This is a genomic window from Flavobacterium sp. LB2P53, assembly GCF_003970305.1.
GTDB lineage: Bacteria > Bacteroidota > Bacteroidia > Flavobacteriales > Flavobacteriaceae > Flavobacterium.
This window is the reverse complement of sequence record NZ_RYDG01000008.1, coordinates 135,336-150,705: the sequence shown is the minus strand read 5'-3', so window position 1 is coordinate 150,705 and position 15,370 is coordinate 135,336. Positions and strand designations below refer to the sequence as shown.

The 15,370-nt window shown below is 35.7% G+C and carries 15 protein-coding genes; 13 read left to right on the top strand and 2 right to left on the bottom strand.

Annotated elements, in window-relative coordinates; all coding sequences use genetic code 11:
- Positions 1–49: 49 nt before the first annotated feature.
- On the bottom strand, positions 50–1,324 hold the full coding sequence (gene glyA / locus EKL95_RS11275; protein WP_126553685.1) for a serine hydroxymethyltransferase: 1,275 nt from the start codon (positions 1,322–1,324) through the stop codon (positions 50–52).
- A gap of 109 nt (positions 1,325–1,433) precedes the next feature.
- Here glyA and fahA point away from each other — a divergent pair, with 109 nt between their 5' ends.
- The 13 genes from fahA (at position 1,434) to argH (ending at position 14,791) form a co-directional block, all read left to right on the top strand.
- Entirely contained in the window at positions 1,434–2,717 is a 1,284-nt protein-coding gene (gene fahA, locus EKL95_RS11270; protein ID WP_126462821.1) for a fumarylacetoacetase, read from the top strand.
- Positions 2,718–2,936: 219 nt separating this feature from the next.
- On the top strand, positions 2,937–3,230 hold the full coding sequence (locus tag EKL95_RS15385) for a hypothetical protein (protein ID WP_317125164.1): 294 nt from the start codon (positions 2,937–2,939) through the stop codon (positions 3,228–3,230).
- 125 nt (positions 3,231–3,355) lie between these two features.
- On the top strand, positions 3,356–3,544 hold the full coding sequence (locus tag EKL95_RS15380; RefSeq protein ID WP_143392182.1) for a hypothetical protein: 189 nt from the start codon (positions 3,356–3,358) through the stop codon (positions 3,542–3,544).
- A 471-nt stretch (positions 3,545–4,015) separates the two neighbouring features.
- Positions 4,016–4,633 (top strand): GNAT family N-acetyltransferase, encoded by a 618-nt coding sequence (locus EKL95_RS11260; protein WP_126462824.1) that lies wholly within the window; start codon positions 4,016–4,018, stop codon positions 4,631–4,633.
- 132 nt (positions 4,634–4,765) lie between these two features.
- On the top strand, positions 4,766–5,959 hold the full coding sequence (locus tag EKL95_RS11255) for an argininosuccinate synthase (RefSeq protein ID WP_126564241.1): 1,194 nt from the start codon (positions 4,766–4,768) through the stop codon (positions 5,957–5,959).
- Between the two features lie 223 nt (positions 5,960–6,182).
- Positions 6,183–7,160, top strand: a complete 978-nt coding sequence (gene argC, locus EKL95_RS11250) for an N-acetyl-gamma-glutamyl-phosphate reductase (RefSeq protein ID WP_126562359.1) — start codon at positions 6,183–6,185, stop codon at positions 7,158–7,160.
- A 119-nt stretch (positions 7,161–7,279) separates the two neighbouring features.
- Positions 7,280–8,419, top strand: coding sequence for an aspartate aminotransferase family protein (locus EKL95_RS11245; RefSeq protein WP_126564240.1), 1,140 nt, complete (start codon positions 7,280–7,282; stop codon positions 8,417–8,419).
- A gap of 2 nt (positions 8,420–8,421) precedes the next feature.
- Positions 8,422–9,618, top strand: coding sequence for a glutamate-5-semialdehyde dehydrogenase (locus EKL95_RS11240; RefSeq protein ID WP_126564239.1), 1,197 nt, complete (start codon positions 8,422–8,424; stop codon positions 9,616–9,618).
- 45 nt (positions 9,619–9,663) lie between these two features.
- Entirely contained in the window at positions 9,664–10,425 is a 762-nt protein-coding gene (gene proB, locus EKL95_RS11235; protein WP_126564238.1) for a glutamate 5-kinase, read from the top strand.
- Positions 10,426–10,520: 95 nt separating this feature from the next.
- The gene (locus EKL95_RS11230) at positions 10,521–11,468 is read left to right on the top strand and encodes an N-acetylornithine carbamoyltransferase (RefSeq protein ID WP_126564237.1); all 948 of its coding nucleotides are present in this window, start codon (positions 10,521–10,523) and stop codon (positions 11,466–11,468) included.
- 25 nt (positions 11,469–11,493) lie between these two features.
- On the top strand, positions 11,494–12,297 hold the full coding sequence (gene argB / locus EKL95_RS11225) for an acetylglutamate kinase (protein ID WP_126564236.1): 804 nt from the start codon (positions 11,494–11,496) through the stop codon (positions 12,295–12,297).
- A gap of 87 nt (positions 12,298–12,384) precedes the next feature.
- The gene (locus EKL95_RS11220; RefSeq protein ID WP_126562372.1) at positions 12,385–13,452 is read left to right on the top strand and encodes a M20 family metallo-hydrolase; all 1,068 of its coding nucleotides are present in this window, start codon (positions 12,385–12,387) and stop codon (positions 13,450–13,452) included.
- A gap of 58 nt (positions 13,453–13,510) precedes the next feature.
- A complete protein-coding gene (gene argH / locus EKL95_RS11215) occupies positions 13,511–14,791 on the top strand; it encodes an argininosuccinate lyase (protein ID WP_126564235.1) in 1,281 nt (426 codons plus the stop codon).
- A 104-nt stretch (positions 14,792–14,895) separates the two neighbouring features.
- Here argH and ytxJ read toward each other — a convergent pair whose 3' ends face one another.
- The gene (ytxJ, locus tag EKL95_RS11210) at positions 14,896–15,285 is read right to left on the bottom strand and encodes a bacillithiol system redox-active protein YtxJ (RefSeq protein WP_126564234.1); all 390 of its coding nucleotides are present in this window, start codon (positions 15,283–15,285) and stop codon (positions 14,896–14,898) included.
- Positions 15,286–15,370 lie beyond the last annotated feature (85 nt).

Sequence of the window (15,370 nt, the reverse complement as noted above, 5' to 3'; positions counted from 1 at the left end):
TAATCAAAGACTTTCGACTTTCGACTTTAAAACCTTTAAGACGTATTTTTTAGTATACGAAGATAGCTCTTTCGCTCATCATTTCGTTTACTTTATTGGCTACTTCTTCGATAATATCTTCATCCGTATGGTTCATTAATACCCGGTCTATTAATGCCACAATGGTTTCCATATCTTCCTCAACCAGACCACGAGTGGTAATAGCTGGAGTTCCTACACGAATACCTGAGGTTACAAATGGTGATTTATCATCAAAAGGTACCATGTTTTTATTCACAGTAATTTCTGCTTTTACCAATGCATTTTCAGCATCTTTTCCAGAAATATTTTTATTTCTTAAATCAATTAGCATCATGTGATTGTCCGTGCCGCCAGAAATGATTTCGTACCCTCTTTTTACAAAAGCATCTGCCATTGCATTTGCGTTTTTTTGCAATTGTAACGCATAGGTAAAAAATTCATCTTTCAAAGCTTCGCCAAACGCGACTGCTTTTGCAGCAATAATATGCATTAACGGACCACCTTGATTTCCTGGGAAAACGGCCAAGTCTAATAAGGAAGACATCATTCTGATTTCTCCTTTTGGAGTGGTTAAACCAAATGGATTTTCGAAATCTTTACCCATCAAAATTAATCCTCCACGAGGGCCACGCAATGTTTTGTGAGTTGTAGTAGTTACAATATGGCAATGGGGCAATGGATCATTCATCAAGCCTTTGGCGATAAGCCCGGCAGGGTGAGAAATATCTGCTAATAAAATAGCGCCAACACTATCAGCAATTACTCTGAATCGCTCAAAATCCATATCACGAGAATAAGCCGAAGCGCCTGCGATGATTAGTTTTGGTTGCTCTTTAGTGGCTATTTCTTGAATTTTATCGTAATTTAACCGTCCAGTTTCTTTGTCTACACCATAAAAAGACGGAGTATACAAACGTCCAGAGAAGTTTACAGGAGAACCATGCGTTAAGTGCCCACCATGAGACAAGTCAAAACCTAAAATTTTATCTCCTGGTTTGATACAAGCGTGGTAAACCGCTGTATTGGCTTGAGAACCAGAATGTGGTTGTACATTTGCATATGCAGCACCAAATAATTCTTTAGCTCGATCAATAGCAATTTGTTCCACAACATCAACTACTTCACAACCGCCGTAGTATCTTTTGCCAGGATACCCTTCAGCATATTTGTTAGTTAAAACAGAACCAGCTGCTTCCATTACTTCATCACTTACGAAGTTTTCCGAAGCGATAAGTTCTAATCCGTGAATTTGTCTTTCTTGTTCTTCCAGAATAAGGTCGAAAATTTGTTCGTCGCGTTGCATTTCTTTGATTTTCGTTAATTTTGATGCAAAAATACAAAAAAACGTTTGGTTAATAGTTAGATTATAATATATTTGATGAGTAATTTTTTAACAAAATAATTAACAAAATATGCCGATAACAGCTAACGATACCAATAGAAAGTCCTGGCTAGAAGTACCATTCAATAGTGATTTTCCCATTCAAAATATTCCTTTTGGTGTTTTTTTAACCAAAGAAAACATCGTAACAGTTGGAACTAGAATTGGAGATTTCGCAATCGATTTGGGTGCTTTACAACAATTAAATTATTTTGAAGGTATAGAACTGACCGATGATATGTTCATGCAGGACACTTTAAATGATTTTATTTCAGACGGCCAAAAAACCTGGCGTTTGGTTCGAAACCGAATTGCTGAAATTTTTGACGAAAAAAATCTGAAATTACAAGATAATACCAAAGACAGAGATATAATCATCTTTGAAATGGAAGATATAGAAATGCAGTTACCCGTATTAATTGGCGATTATACGGATTTTTATTCAAGCAAGGAACACGCTACAAATGTAGGGAAAATGTTTCGCGATCCTGAAAACGCATTATTGCCCAACTGGCTTCACATTCCTGTAGGATATCATGGGCGAAGTTCTACCATTATTCCTTCCGGAATTCCTGTACACAGACCTATGGGACAAACCTTACCTAATGGTGAAACCACACCTGTTTTTGGGCCTTCCCGTTCTGTTGATTTTGAACTGGAAACCGCTTTTATCACTACGGATGTCAATATCATGGGAGAAAATATTGCAGTATCCGAAGCCGAAGATTATATTTTCGGAATGGTTTTATTGAATGACTGGAGTGCTCGCGATATTCAAAAATGGGAATACGTGCCGCTAGGCCCCTTCTTAGCAAAAAACTTTGCCACTTCTATTTCACCCTGGATTGTTACTATGGATGCTTTGGAACCCTTTAGAACAAGAGGACCCAAACAAGAACCGACGCCACTTCCCTATTTGCAACAAAAAGGAAAACATTCTTTTGACATTAATTTAGAAGTAGCCATACAACCTGAAAAATCAGAAGCAACTGTGATTTCACGTTCGAATTTCAAATATATGTATTGGACCATGAGCCAGCAATTAGCACACCATACCTCTAATGGTTGCCGTGTAAATTCTGGCGATATGATGGGCTCTGGCACCATTTCAGGCCCTACACCGGACAGTTACGGTTCCATGTTAGAATTATCGTGGGGCGGGAAAAATCCTATAAAACTAAAGGATGGAACTGAACGTAAATTCATCAATGATAATGATACTGTTATTATGAAAGGATATTGTCTAAACGGACAAGTACGCATTGGCTTTGGTGAAGTTTCCAGCAAACTGCTCCCTCCTTTTGTTCGCAAATAAAAAATAAAATACTCCTTCAAAAACCTAACAATTGTACTCTTTTTGTTGGGTTTTTTTATGGCTTTTTTTAAGCATTAAACTAAAAACAAAAAAAAATCCACTTAAAATAAACTGCCGGAACAACACCATTATTTAATACTAAACCACAGGGGAAAAATCACCTTTTTATTCTCCTTTTTTGTACTACTCTCCTCATGTGGCGTAAAGCAAACCCAAAACTTGTTAAGCTCCGGAAATTACGATCAGACAATTGATAATTCGAATTTGAATATCAATAAAGACAAAAAAAGCAAGCAGGAATATGTTTATTTGCTGGATGAGGCTGAATTTAAAGGTTCTGATTATGTTTCGGTTTTCACTAAAAACGAAACGAACATGATTATTCCGGTTCGTCTTCAAAATGATTTGTTGGACTTCTGCACATTGGGATTAAACGATAAATGGACTGTTTACCTCAGCAACAAACAAAAAGGAATTGGGTATGATTATGGAATGGCAATCCATTTTAGATAAATTTATATTTCGCCAGAGCAAATTAAAGAAAGATAATTTGTAAAAGAACGCATCATCAAAGACAGTGTCAAAAAACTGATTGATACTAATGGGAAAGAAGTTTTAGACGAAAAAGGAAAGTTGTTATGGTGGATAACCTCAAAACTATAAATGCCACTTACAAAGGAGACCGACTCGCCACTGATGATAATTATTCTTATTTTGACAGAAGTCCAATTCCTTTTCCTAGTAGCGAACAAATGGTTTATGACACTGGAGAAGATTTAAAATCTAAAATTAAAGAAATTATCAACCAAAACAAGTTTAGAAACTGATGTTTTAAAGACTTTACTATTCGATAAACGCCTTGATACTTATGCCTGTAAATGCGTTTTTCTTGGATTAAAAAAAACAACAATCTATTAAAACTTTGTTACAAAAGACAAAAGTAGCGTTGTGTTATAAAAATATGTGTACTTTTGTATCAATGAATACAATAAGTGTACATATAACTTCTTTGTCACGGAAAAACAGACCTTCTACTTCTCCCGAAGTACGGATGCTATCGATATAGTACCCAAAAGCTGTTTCGTATCTTTATTCATTTTATTTTTTTGTTTTGAAATTACCGCTATTTTTCACTGGATCAATCTATCCACAAATTAAAACTAAGGCATCATTAGTGCACTTTAATTCATTTTATTGTACTGCCCTGACCCGTTTTGAAAAAACAATAGATTTTAGAAAAAATGCATTTCAAAAAAGACCCCTAAATCATTTTATAACTCAAAAATCCAGCTTTTGACATGAACATTTCTATCATAACAACTCAGGAAGAACATTATAAATATTCGCAGGAAATATGCGAAACCATAGAATTATCCGCACTATTGAGAGGTACGGGAATTGCTAAAAGAACTCCTGAATACATCCAGAAAAAAATGGAAAACAAAGACGCCATTATCGCATTAGACAACGGGAAATTTGCCGGTTTTTGCTATATCGAAAGTTGGCAACACGGAAAATTTGTAGCACATTCCGGGTTGATTGTACATCCGGATTACAGAAATCTAGGCTTAGCAAAAAAAATTAAATCATTTGTTTTTGACTATTCGTTAAAAAAATATCCAGAGGCTAAAGTTTTTGGAATCACCACTGGTTTAGCGGTAATGAAAATCAATTCCGATTTGGGGTACAAACCTGTTCCTTTTTCAGAATTGACGAGCGATCAAAGTTTTTGGAAAGGATGTCAAACCTGTACCAATTATGAAATTCTAAAAAGTAAAGACAACAAAATGTGTTTATGCACCGGAATGCTTTATGACCCAAAAGAAAAGCCTAAAGATCCGCCTAAGCACCCCTTTAATGTCAAAATATCAAACCGATTAAAATCAATTAAAGAAGCGCTTTTCTTAAAAAAATAACCCCCTCCCCAGCCCTCCCAGAAGGGGAGGGAGCCAAAGAGAAAAATAAAATAATCATAACAAAAAATTCCCCTTTGCCAGTTTCGGCTCCCCCTCCTTCGGAGGGGCTGGGGGGAAGAAAAAATAATAATTATGAAAAAAGTTGTATTAGCTTATAGCGGAGGATTAGATACCTCCTATTGCCTAAAATATTTAAAAAACGAAAAAGGATATGAAGTTCATACCGTTCTTATAAATACAGGCGGATTTGATAAAGAGGAACTAGCCGCTATAGAAGAAAGAGCCTACGAATTAGGAAGTGCGCAACATGCAAATCTTACCATTGTAGATAAATATTACGATAAAGCCATTAAATATTTGATTTATGGAAATGTATTAAAAAATAATACGTATCCATTATCAGTAAGTGCAGAGCGTGTTTTTCAAGCTATCGAAGCGATTAAATATGCGAAATCTGTGGGTGCCGAAGCGATTGCTCACGGAAGTACTGGTGCAGGAAATGACCAAATTCGTTTTGATTTAATTTTCCAAACCATTGCTCCCGAAATTGAAATTATAACTCCGATCAGGGATTTAAAATTATCAAGACAGGAAGAAGTGGATTATTTATCTAAAAATGGAGTTCATTATTCTTGGGAAAAAGCACAATATTCCATCAATAAAGGATTGTGGGGAACAAGCGTAGGCGGTAAAGAAACATTGACGTCAAATCAAACTTTACCAAGTGAAGCGTACCCTTCTCAATTGCAAAAAACGGGTGAAGAAAAAGTGACTCTACAATTTGAAAAAGGACAATTAGTAGGCATCAACGGAACATTGGATACCCCAACAAAAAACATCGTCACCTTAGAAAAACTAGCAAACGCTTACGCTATAGGTAGAGACACGCACGTAGGCGACACCATTATTGGAATTAAAGGAAGAGTTGGTTTTGAAGCCGCTGCCCCTTTAATCATCATCAAAGCACACCATTTGTTAGAGAAACATACGCTAGGTAAATGGCAACAATACTGGAAAGAACAACTGGGAAACTGGTACGGAATGTTGTTTCATGAAGGACAATTCTTGGACCCTGTAATGAGAAACATCGAGGCTTTCCTAGAAGACACTCAAACGACTGTAAATGGAACGGTTATCGTTTCTCTAAAACCATATCACTTTACATTGGACGGAATTGAATCTGAAAATGATTTAATGAATACTACGTTTGGTCAATACGGTGAAATGAACAACGCTTGGACATCTGACGATGCCAAAGGATTTATCAAAATTCTGGGGAATGCCCAAAACATATTTTCATCTGTAAATAAACTGACCCATGATTAATTGAAATTCTGAATTAATCAATAAATATAAAATTTAACCACATAGAAACATAGAAAAAAGAACTTATATAGACCAATTCTTGGTTACACAAAGCTATATTTTACTCCAATAAGTGAAACGCTATATAAAATTAATAAAATCTATGTATCTATGTGGTTAAAAAATAATACAAATCGAATTACTCCAATAAGGATTAATTCTAGTACGTTTAAAAAATAAGATTATGATTAATATTGGAATAATTGGCGGTTCAGGTTACACAGCGGGGGAACTTATCAGAATATTAATGTTTCATCCCAATGCAACACTTGATTTTGTGTACAGCACGACAAACGCCGGAAAACCACTTCATGTCGCGCATCACGATTTGATGGGTGATATCGAAATGAATTTTACCGATACTGTAAATCCAAATGTGAATGTAGTTTTCTTGTGTTTAGGTCATGGTAAATCAAAATCGTTTTTAGAGAACAATCAATTTGCGAGTCATACCAAAATCATCGATTTGGGAAACGATTTCAGATTAACAAAAGACAAAGATTTCAACGGAAAATCTTTCATCTACGGTTTGCCAGAATTAAACAAAGCGAATATAAAAAATGCCCAATTTATCGCTAATCCAGGTTGTTTTGCAACAGCAATTCAATTAGCGTTATTGCCTTTGGCTAAAAACGAAATGCTTACGACTGATGTTCATATCAATGCCACAACCGGAAGTACAGGAGCTGGAGTTTCACCTTCGGAAACGACGCATTTTAGTTGGAGATCGAACAATATGTCACATTATAAAGCTTTTGAACACCAACATTTGGGCGAAATAAATCAAAGTGTCAACCAATTGCAGGCGGACTATAAAAACGAATTGATTTTTGTACCCAACAGAGGGGATTTTGCCAGAGGAATTTTCGCTACATTATACACAACAATTGAAGAAAATCTGGAAGATGTAGTTGCAAAATATGAGGCTTTTTACAAATACCAACCTTTTGTAACGGTTACCACCACTGGAATCAATATGAAACAAGTAGTTCAAACGAATAAATGTATTATTAGTTTGATGAAAAAAGGAAACCGGCTATTGATTACTTCAGTAATTGATAATTTAACAAAAGGAGCTTCAGGACAAGCCATTCAAAACATGAATTTAATGTTTGGACTGGATGAAACCACAGGATTGCATTTGAAACCAAGCGGATTTTAATCCCCTCCCCAACCCTCCCCGAAGGGGAGGGAGCCAATATGCAAAAAAAATAAAATAATCAAATTCTATCTCGTCACCCTCCCCTTCGGGGAGGACCGGGGTGGGTAAAAATATTTATTATGAACTTATTTGACGTTTACCCATTATACAATATCACACCTGTTAAAGCACTAGATTGTACTATTACAGATGAAAAAGGTGTGGAATATTTAGATTTATATGGCGGTCATGGTGTAATTTCCATTGGACACACACAACCGGATTATGTAGCCAAATTAAAAAATCAATTGGATAACATTGGTTTCTATTCGAATGCGATTCAGAATCCATTGCAAGTAGAATTAGCAGAGAAATTAGGGAAACTCTCCGGATTGGAAGACTACTCTTTATTCTTGTGCAGTTCTGGTGCTGAAGCCAATGAAAACGCATTGAAATTAGCCTCTTTTCACAACACTAAAACCAGAGTAATCGCTTTTGATAATTCCTTTCATGGAAGAACTTCGGCGGCAGTTGCAGTGACAGATAATAAAAAAATTGTTGCGCCAATCAATGCGCAACAAATTGTTACTTTCTTGCCATTGAATAATATTGAGTTGGTAGAAAACGAACTAAAAAAAGGCGATGTTTCTTCTATTATTATCGAGGGAATTCAAGGCGTTGGCGGTTTAGACCAAGGAACTACTGAATTTTTTCAGGCATTAGAAAAAATGTGCAAGGCTTACGATGTAGTTTTGATTTTGGACGAAGTGCAATCAGGATACGGAAGAAGCGGAAAGTTTTTTGCACACCAACATCATGACATCAAACCAGATATTATTTGTCTGGCCAAAGGAATGGGTAACGGATTTCCTATTGGCGGAATCTTGATTTCTCCAAAATTCACAGCGAGTTATGGATTATTGGGAACTACTTTCGGTGGAAACCATTTGGCTTGCGCCGCTGGAATTGCTGTTTTGGATGTGATTGAAAGCCAAAAATTAATGGATAACGTAAATGACGTTTACGCCTATTTTTTAGAAGCAATTAAACAAGTTCCTGAAGTTATCCAAGTAAAAGGAAGGGGATTAATGCTAGGAGTAGAATTTGATTTTGACGTAAGTGCACTTCGTAAAAAAATGATTATGGACAAGCATATTTTTACCGGAAATGCGAACAATAAAAACTTATTAAGAATCCTTCCTCCATTGACAATCAAGAAAGCAGCTATTGATACCTTTATAATAGCTTTAAAAGAAACGTTGAAAGAAATACAGTCTTAATTATGAATGCGTTACTACCAATAGAAAAACGAAATGCCGTTTTAAGCCATATGGCTGAACTTCTTGAACTAGAAAGAGCCAACCTTAAAACGGTGAATCAACAGGATATCAATAATTATTCTGGGGATGATTTGGCTATGGAAAAACGTTTACTCGTTGATGATGTCAAAATTGACGGCATGATTTTATCCATGGTACAATTGGCCAGTCAAGAAGATCCTATTGGCGTAGAGCGTTTTAATTTCGACCATGAAAACGGAATGAAAATAATCAATAAAACAGCGGCTTTTGGAACCATAATGATTATTTATGAATCCAGACCCGATGTTACTGTTGAAGCTGGCGGAATCGCTTTTAAATCCGGAAATAAAATTCTATTGAAAGGCGGAAAAGAATCTTTGCAATCCAACTTGAAAATTGTGGAATTGTGGCATCAGGCTTTAATAACAAACAATGTATCAAAGGAATGGGTGGAATACTTGAATTACAATCGGGAAGACACGCAGGCATTTTTAGAAAAACCCACACAAAAAGTGGACTTAATCGTTCCTCGTGGTGGCGAAAACTTAATCGCTTTTGTAAAAAAACACGCTACTTGTCCCGTAATAATTAGTGGTCGAGGTAATAATTTTGTGTATGTAAATAAAGAAGCCGATTTAAAAAAAGCGCTAGACATTATTATTAACGGAAAAACCTCTAACATATCTGTTTGCAATGCTTTAGATAAAGTTTTAATTGATACTAATCTTGAAAACTGGGAAGCTTTTGCAAAAAAAATAACTACCGAATTACAACAAAGAAACGTTACGATTTTGGGAGATGAAAGCATTTCCAGAGCAACAGCTGTTCCTCAGATTGAATCGGATTTAATTTGGTACGAAGAGTTTTTGGATTATAAAATTGTTATTGGAACAACCAATTCGGATCAGGAAGCGATTGACAAAATAAATAAATATTGTGGTGGACATTCCGCTTCGATAATCACAAAAAATGATGCAATTGCCCAGAAATTCATGGAAAATGTAGATACGGCAGCCGTATATCAAAACGCCTCTACCCGATTCACGGATGGAGGACAGTTTGGTTTAGGTGGCGAATTGGCGATAAGCACGGACAAATTACACCAACGTGGGCCAATCGGCTTGCAACATCTAGTTACTAATAAGTGGTATATTTACGGAAATGGACAAATCAGGTAAAAATTAGTAGAGACAAGTTGCGACTTGTCTAAACAAAAAATAAAAATGGCCAAAAAAAGAATTTTATTAAAGTTAGGAAGCAATACATTAACCAAAGAAACCAATCACATTTCGAGAGGAAAGATTGAAGATATTGGAATGCAAATAGCGGTTTTACAAGACGAGTACGAATTTATCATTGTGAGTTCGGGCGCGATTGCTGCGGCCAAACAATTTGTAAAACTGGACAACCACGACAAAGATGTTTTTGTAAAACAAGCACTAGCTTCGATTGGTCAGCCACATTTAATGCGGATTTATCATGAAAATTTCCGTGATTTAGGATTGCTGATTTCGCAATGTTTACTTTCTTATTCTGATTTTGAAAAAGAACAATCTAAAGTAAATATCGTAAACACCATCAATGTGTTAGTCAAAAATAATTATATCCCAATTATCAATGAAAATGATACCGTAGCAACGGATGAGATCCAGTTTGGTGATAATGATAAATTAGCTGCGCTGACAGCCGTTTTATTAAATGTTGACCTTCTGATTATCGCCACCAATACGAATGGGATTTATACCAAAGCATCCATCCATGATGCCGTTCCTGAAACCATTTCTTTGGTAACTGATTTAAAAGTATTGGAAAAAGAAATCGGCGATTCAAAATCCTCACATGGAACTGGCGGAATGCAGTCTAAAATTGAAGCATCGGCAATCGCCAAAGCCGCTACTATCGAAACCTGGATTGTAAATGGCTTGGAAGACAATTTTATTTTGAAAGCTTTAAAAAACGAAATACCATTTACTAAAATTGTATAAATGTTGATGCGGTTAATCGTTAATTCGGTTAATTTATTAAACACACGAGCAAAGCGAACTGACGAAGTAAATAACCGATTAAACAAATTAAGATAATGAACTACATATCCATACAAAACATAGATTCGCTCGACGAATGGGTGAAACAAGCCTTAAAAATCAAAAAAAAACCACTTAAAAATAAAAAACTTGGTAAGAACAAAACCTTAGGAATGTTGTTTTTTAATTCCAGTTTAAGAACACGTTTGAGTACACAAAAAGCAGCTTTAAATTTGGGAATGAACGTCATGGTAATGAATTTCACCAGCGAAGGTTGGACATTAGAATTTGAAGATGGAGCCATCATGAACTCCGGTGCTTCGGAACATATTAAAGAAGCGGCTGCAGTAGTTTCTCAATATTGCGATATTATTGCCATCAGGGCTTTTGCCGGATTGGTAGACAAAGAAAAAGACAATGCCGAAACCGTTCTTATGGGTTTCTTAAAATACGCCACGGTACCGGTTGTCAATATGGAAAGTGCTACAGGACATCCATTACAATCACTAGCCGATGCAATTACAATGGCTGAACACAAAACGGAACACCGTCCAAAAGTAGTTTTGACTTGGGCACCACATCCTAAAGCTTTACCTCAAGCGGTACCCAATTCCTTTGTGGAAATGATGCAATTACAAGAGGCTGATTTTGTAATTACGCATCCTGAAGGCTACGAATTGAATCCTGAAATCACGAAAGACTCCAAGATTGAATACGACCAAGACAAAGCTTTCGAAAACGCCGATTTTATCTATGCCAAAAACTGGAGCAATTATAACGAGTATGGTCAGATTACAAATTCCGACCCAAACTGGACCGTAACTGCCGATAAAATGAAGCTGACCAATAATGCTAAATTCATGCACTGTTTGCCAGTAAGACGTAACGTAATTGTAACGGATGAAGTGATTGACAGTGAAAATTCAATTGTTATCGAACAAGCCAATAATAGAACCTATGCCGCGCAATTAGTGTTGCAGAAGATTTTAGAAAGTGGAAAATAGAGAAAAGATTTTTAAAATATTAAAAATGAGTCCAAAACCCAAAACCCAGAACCTAAAATCCCTTTCAATCATAAAAATTGGTGGAAACATCATTGATAACCCAACGGAATTGTCACAATTTTTATCCGATTTTTCTAAGATTGAAGGCTACAAAATACTCGTTCATGGTGGTGGAAAATCAGCTACCAAAATGGCTGAAAGTATTGGTTTAATTCCACAAATGATTGATGGAAGACGCATCACCGATGCCGCTATGCTTGATGTAGTTGTGATGATTTATGCAGGTCAAATCAACAAAAATATTGTTACCCAATTACAATCAAAATCAACTAATGCGATGGGGTTCTCTGGTGCTGATGGAAATTTAATTCTATCGGATAAAAGAAACCATCCTACAATCAATTATGGTTTTGTGGGCGATGTAAAAAAAGTGAATACGGAATTGTTAGAAACATTACTTTCAACTGGAATAGTTCCTGTATTTTGCGCAATAACACACGATGGAAAAGGACAATTATTAAACACGAATGCCGATACCATTGCTAGCGAATTGGCAATTGCTTTATCAGAATTTTTTGATGTAACTTTGAATTATTGCTTCGAAAAACCCGGCGTTTTACATGATGCCGAAGATGATTCTTCCGTAATTGAGAACATAAATCAAGAATTATATTCTAAATTAAAAGTCGAAGGCGCCATACATTCTGGCATGATCCCTAAATTAGACAACTGTTTCAACAGTTTATCCAAGGGAGTTCAAAAAATAAAAATTGGTCATCACCGAATGTTGAAAGATTCAAAGGCAATTTGCACACGCATCAAATTATAAAAAAAGTTGAACACAAATTTCACAGATTTGCACAAAATTTTTTATTTCAATTAAAAAAAAATCTGTGAATCCGTGGCTAAAATAAGTATGAAAAATATAGAAATCCTTACACAAGAAGCCATTTCGCTATTAAAAGCACTGATTGAAACGCCTTCATTTTCAAGTGAAGAAGACCAAACTGCACTTTTAATCGAAAATTGGTTTACACAAAATAGTATTCCTTTCGAAAGAGAGAATAACAATATTTGGGCTTTCAATAAACATTTTGATACCACCAAACCTACGCTATTACTCAATTCGCACCACGATACTGTAAAACCAAACCAAGGTTATACTAATGATCCATTTGAAGCTATCGTAAAAGACGGCAAATTATTTGGACTGGGAAGCAATGATGCGGGAGGTTGTCTGGTTTCACTTTTAGCCACTTTTGTACATTTTTATTCGAATGAGAATCTGCCTTACAATATTGTGATGGTAGCTTCAGCCGAAGAAGAAAGCAGCGGGAAAAATGGATTAAACAGCGTATTGAAACATTTACCGGAATTGGAATGTGCCATTGTTGGAGAACCTACATTGATGCAATTGGCCGTAGCCGAAAAAGGATTATTGGTACTCGATGTCATCGTAAAAGGCACTGCAAGTCACGCTGCACACAACAATCCTGATAATCCTATTTACAATGCGATACCCGTTATCGAATGGTTTAACAGCTATCAATTCGAAAAAATATCGGAGGTTTTAGGTCCTGTAAAAATGACCGTAACACAAGTCACTGCAGGTAAACAACACAACGTAGTTCCCGCCGAATGTCATTTGGTTGTCGATATCAGAGTGAATGATCGTTATAATAATCAAGAAATATTAGATATTGTAAAAAAACATTTGACTGCCGAAGTCAATCCACGTTCGATGCATTTGAATGCGTCATCAATTCCTGTTGCACACGAATTAGTACAAGCAGGAATAACATTGGGAAGAACCACGTATGGATCGCCTACCCTTTCGGATCAATCGGTTTTGAGTTGTCAATCCTTGAAATTAGGACCTGGTGAAACCCTGCGGTCACACTCGGCAGACGAATTTATATTTATAAACGAAATAGAAGAAGGAATTCAATTGTATATCAAAATACTAACTGATTTTTTTAAATAATAATAATAATCTGTAGGGACAAGTCGCGACTTGTCCCTACGAAAAAAAAATAAAAATCATGAAACTTTGGGAAAAAGGAATACCAACAGATAAACAAATAGAACATTTCACCGTTGGTAACGACAGAGAACTGGATTTAGTGCTGGCAAAATACGATGCTTTAGCTTCTATAGCACATGCAAAAATGCTGGGACAAATTGGTCTTCTAACAGACTCCGAAACCGTTTCTCTGGTTTTGGCTTTGGAAGAAATTATAAGAGACGTTGAAAACGGTAAATTCGAAATCGAAGACAGTTTCGAGGACGTACATTCTAAAATCGAGTATCTATTAACGGTAAAATTAGGCGATGCCGGAAAAAAAATTCATACTGCTCGTTCTCGTAACGATCAAGTTTTGGTAGACGTTAATTTGTATCTAAAAGACGTGGTTAAAGAACTAAAGCAACAAGTAAAAAGTCTTTTTGATTTGCTAATGGAGTCGGCCGAAAAACATCAAAATATTTTATTGCCAGGATATACTCACCTTCAAATTGCGATGCCTTCTTCTTTTGGAATGTGGTTTTCTGCCTATGCCGAAACTTTGATTGATGATATTACGATGCTAAATGCTGCTTTGAAAATTGTAGACCAAAACCCATTAGGTTCGGCCGCAGGTTACGGAAGTTCGTTTCCTATCGATAGAACATTTACGACTAAAGAATTAGGGTTTGAAACCTTAAAATTCAATTCTGTAGCGGCACAAATGAGCCGTGGAAAATCAGAAAAAACGGTTGCTTTTGCCATGAGTAGTGTAGCAGCTACTCTAGCTAAATTTTCTATGGATGTTTGTTTGTATATGAGTCAGAATTTTGATTTCATCACTTTGCCTGCCCATCTTACAACAGGCTCGAGTATCATGCCGCATAAGAAAAATCCGGATGTTTTTGAATTGATTCGTGGAAAATGCAACAAGATTCAAGCATTGCCATACGAAATTACTTTAATTACCAACAACCTTCCTAGTGGTTATCACAGAGATTTACAATTGTTGAAAGAAGGTTTATTTCCAGCAATTCAAAACCTGAAAGCATGTTTAGATATCGCTATTTTTGCGATTAAAGACATTAAGGTAAAAGAACACATTTTAGACGATAAAAAATACGATTATTTGTTTACGGTAGATTCCTTAAACGAAATGGTTGTTGCAGGAATGCCTTTTAGAGATGCGTATAAAGCCGTTGCTGAGCAATTAGAAAATGGTACTTTCCAATCTCCAAAAGAAACCAAACATACACACGAAGGAAGTATTAATAATTTGTGTTTAGATCAAATTAAGAAAAAAATGGACGATTCCTACTAATTATTTTTACCGGTTTGTCTAAAAAATAAAACCGCAAATTCGCTAATTTAATACAGTGATTAATTAGCGAATTTGCGGTAAACTATTTAAAACAATCCTATTTACTATACTTTTCTTCCTAACTCCTCCGCATCAATATCACTGTGCGAAACATTATAAATGGCTTTTCCGTCTTTAATTAAAATCAATTGTGGAGATTGATGGGTCACACCAAAACGATTCACAATTTCATTAGAAATATCGCGATGCGCTATTAAATCTAAAAAATAAGGTGCAACTTTATCTGAACTATTGAACTCATTTTCAAACTGTTTTAGCGCCATTCTACTTATACTGCATCGAGTACTGTGTTTAAAAATGGCTACCGGTTTTTCATTTGAAATAGCGATAATTTCATCCAGTTGTACCAAATCAGTTAATTCATTCCAGTTGATTTTGTTTTCTTTAAAATCCTTGTCGTCTGAACTACTAAAAATATTTTTGAAAAAACTCATAATTGTCTTTTTTTAAGACATTTTGACTTTAAAGTATGATACCAATCATAAATTTTCCGTCAATTTGTCTGTATTATTGTATTGG

Bases quoted from the DNA above. Each gene is read 5' to 3' on its own strand.
- glyA (WP_126553685.1), bottom strand. From the start codon at position 1,324: ATGCAACGCGACGAACAAATTTTCGACCTTATTCTGGAAGAACAAGAA.
- fahA (WP_126462821.1), top strand. From the start codon at position 1,434: ATGCCGATAACAGCTAACGATACCAATAGAAAGTCCTGGCTAGAAGTA.
- EKL95_RS15380 (WP_143392182.1), top strand. From the start codon at position 3,356: ATGGTGGATAACCTCAAAACTATAAATGCCACTTACAAAGGAGACCGA.
- EKL95_RS11260 (WP_126462824.1), top strand. From the start codon at position 4,016: ATGAACATTTCTATCATAACAACTCAGGAAGAACATTATAAATATTCG.
- EKL95_RS11255 (WP_126564241.1), top strand. From the start codon at position 4,766: ATGAAAAAAGTTGTATTAGCTTATAGCGGAGGATTAGATACCTCCTAT.
- argC (WP_126562359.1), top strand. From the start codon at position 6,183: ATGATTAATATTGGAATAATTGGCGGTTCAGGTTACACAGCGGGGGAA.
- EKL95_RS11245 (WP_126564240.1), top strand. From the start codon at position 7,280: ATGAACTTATTTGACGTTTACCCATTATACAATATCACACCTGTTAAA.
- EKL95_RS11240 (WP_126564239.1), top strand. From the start codon at position 8,422: ATGAATGCGTTACTACCAATAGAAAAACGAAATGCCGTTTTAAGCCAT.
- proB (WP_126564238.1), top strand. From the start codon at position 9,664: ATGGCCAAAAAAAGAATTTTATTAAAGTTAGGAAGCAATACATTAACC.
- EKL95_RS11230 (WP_126564237.1), top strand. From the start codon at position 10,521: ATGAACTACATATCCATACAAAACATAGATTCGCTCGACGAATGGGTG.
- argB (WP_126564236.1), top strand. From the start codon at position 11,494: ATGAGTCCAAAACCCAAAACCCAGAACCTAAAATCCCTTTCAATCATA.
- EKL95_RS11220 (WP_126562372.1), top strand. From the start codon at position 12,385: ATGAAAAATATAGAAATCCTTACACAAGAAGCCATTTCGCTATTAAAA.
- argH (WP_126564235.1), top strand. From the start codon at position 13,511: ATGAAACTTTGGGAAAAAGGAATACCAACAGATAAACAAATAGAACAT.
- ytxJ (WP_126564234.1), bottom strand. From the start codon at position 15,285: ATGAGTTTTTTCAAAAATATTTTTAGTAGTTCAGACGACAAGGATTTT.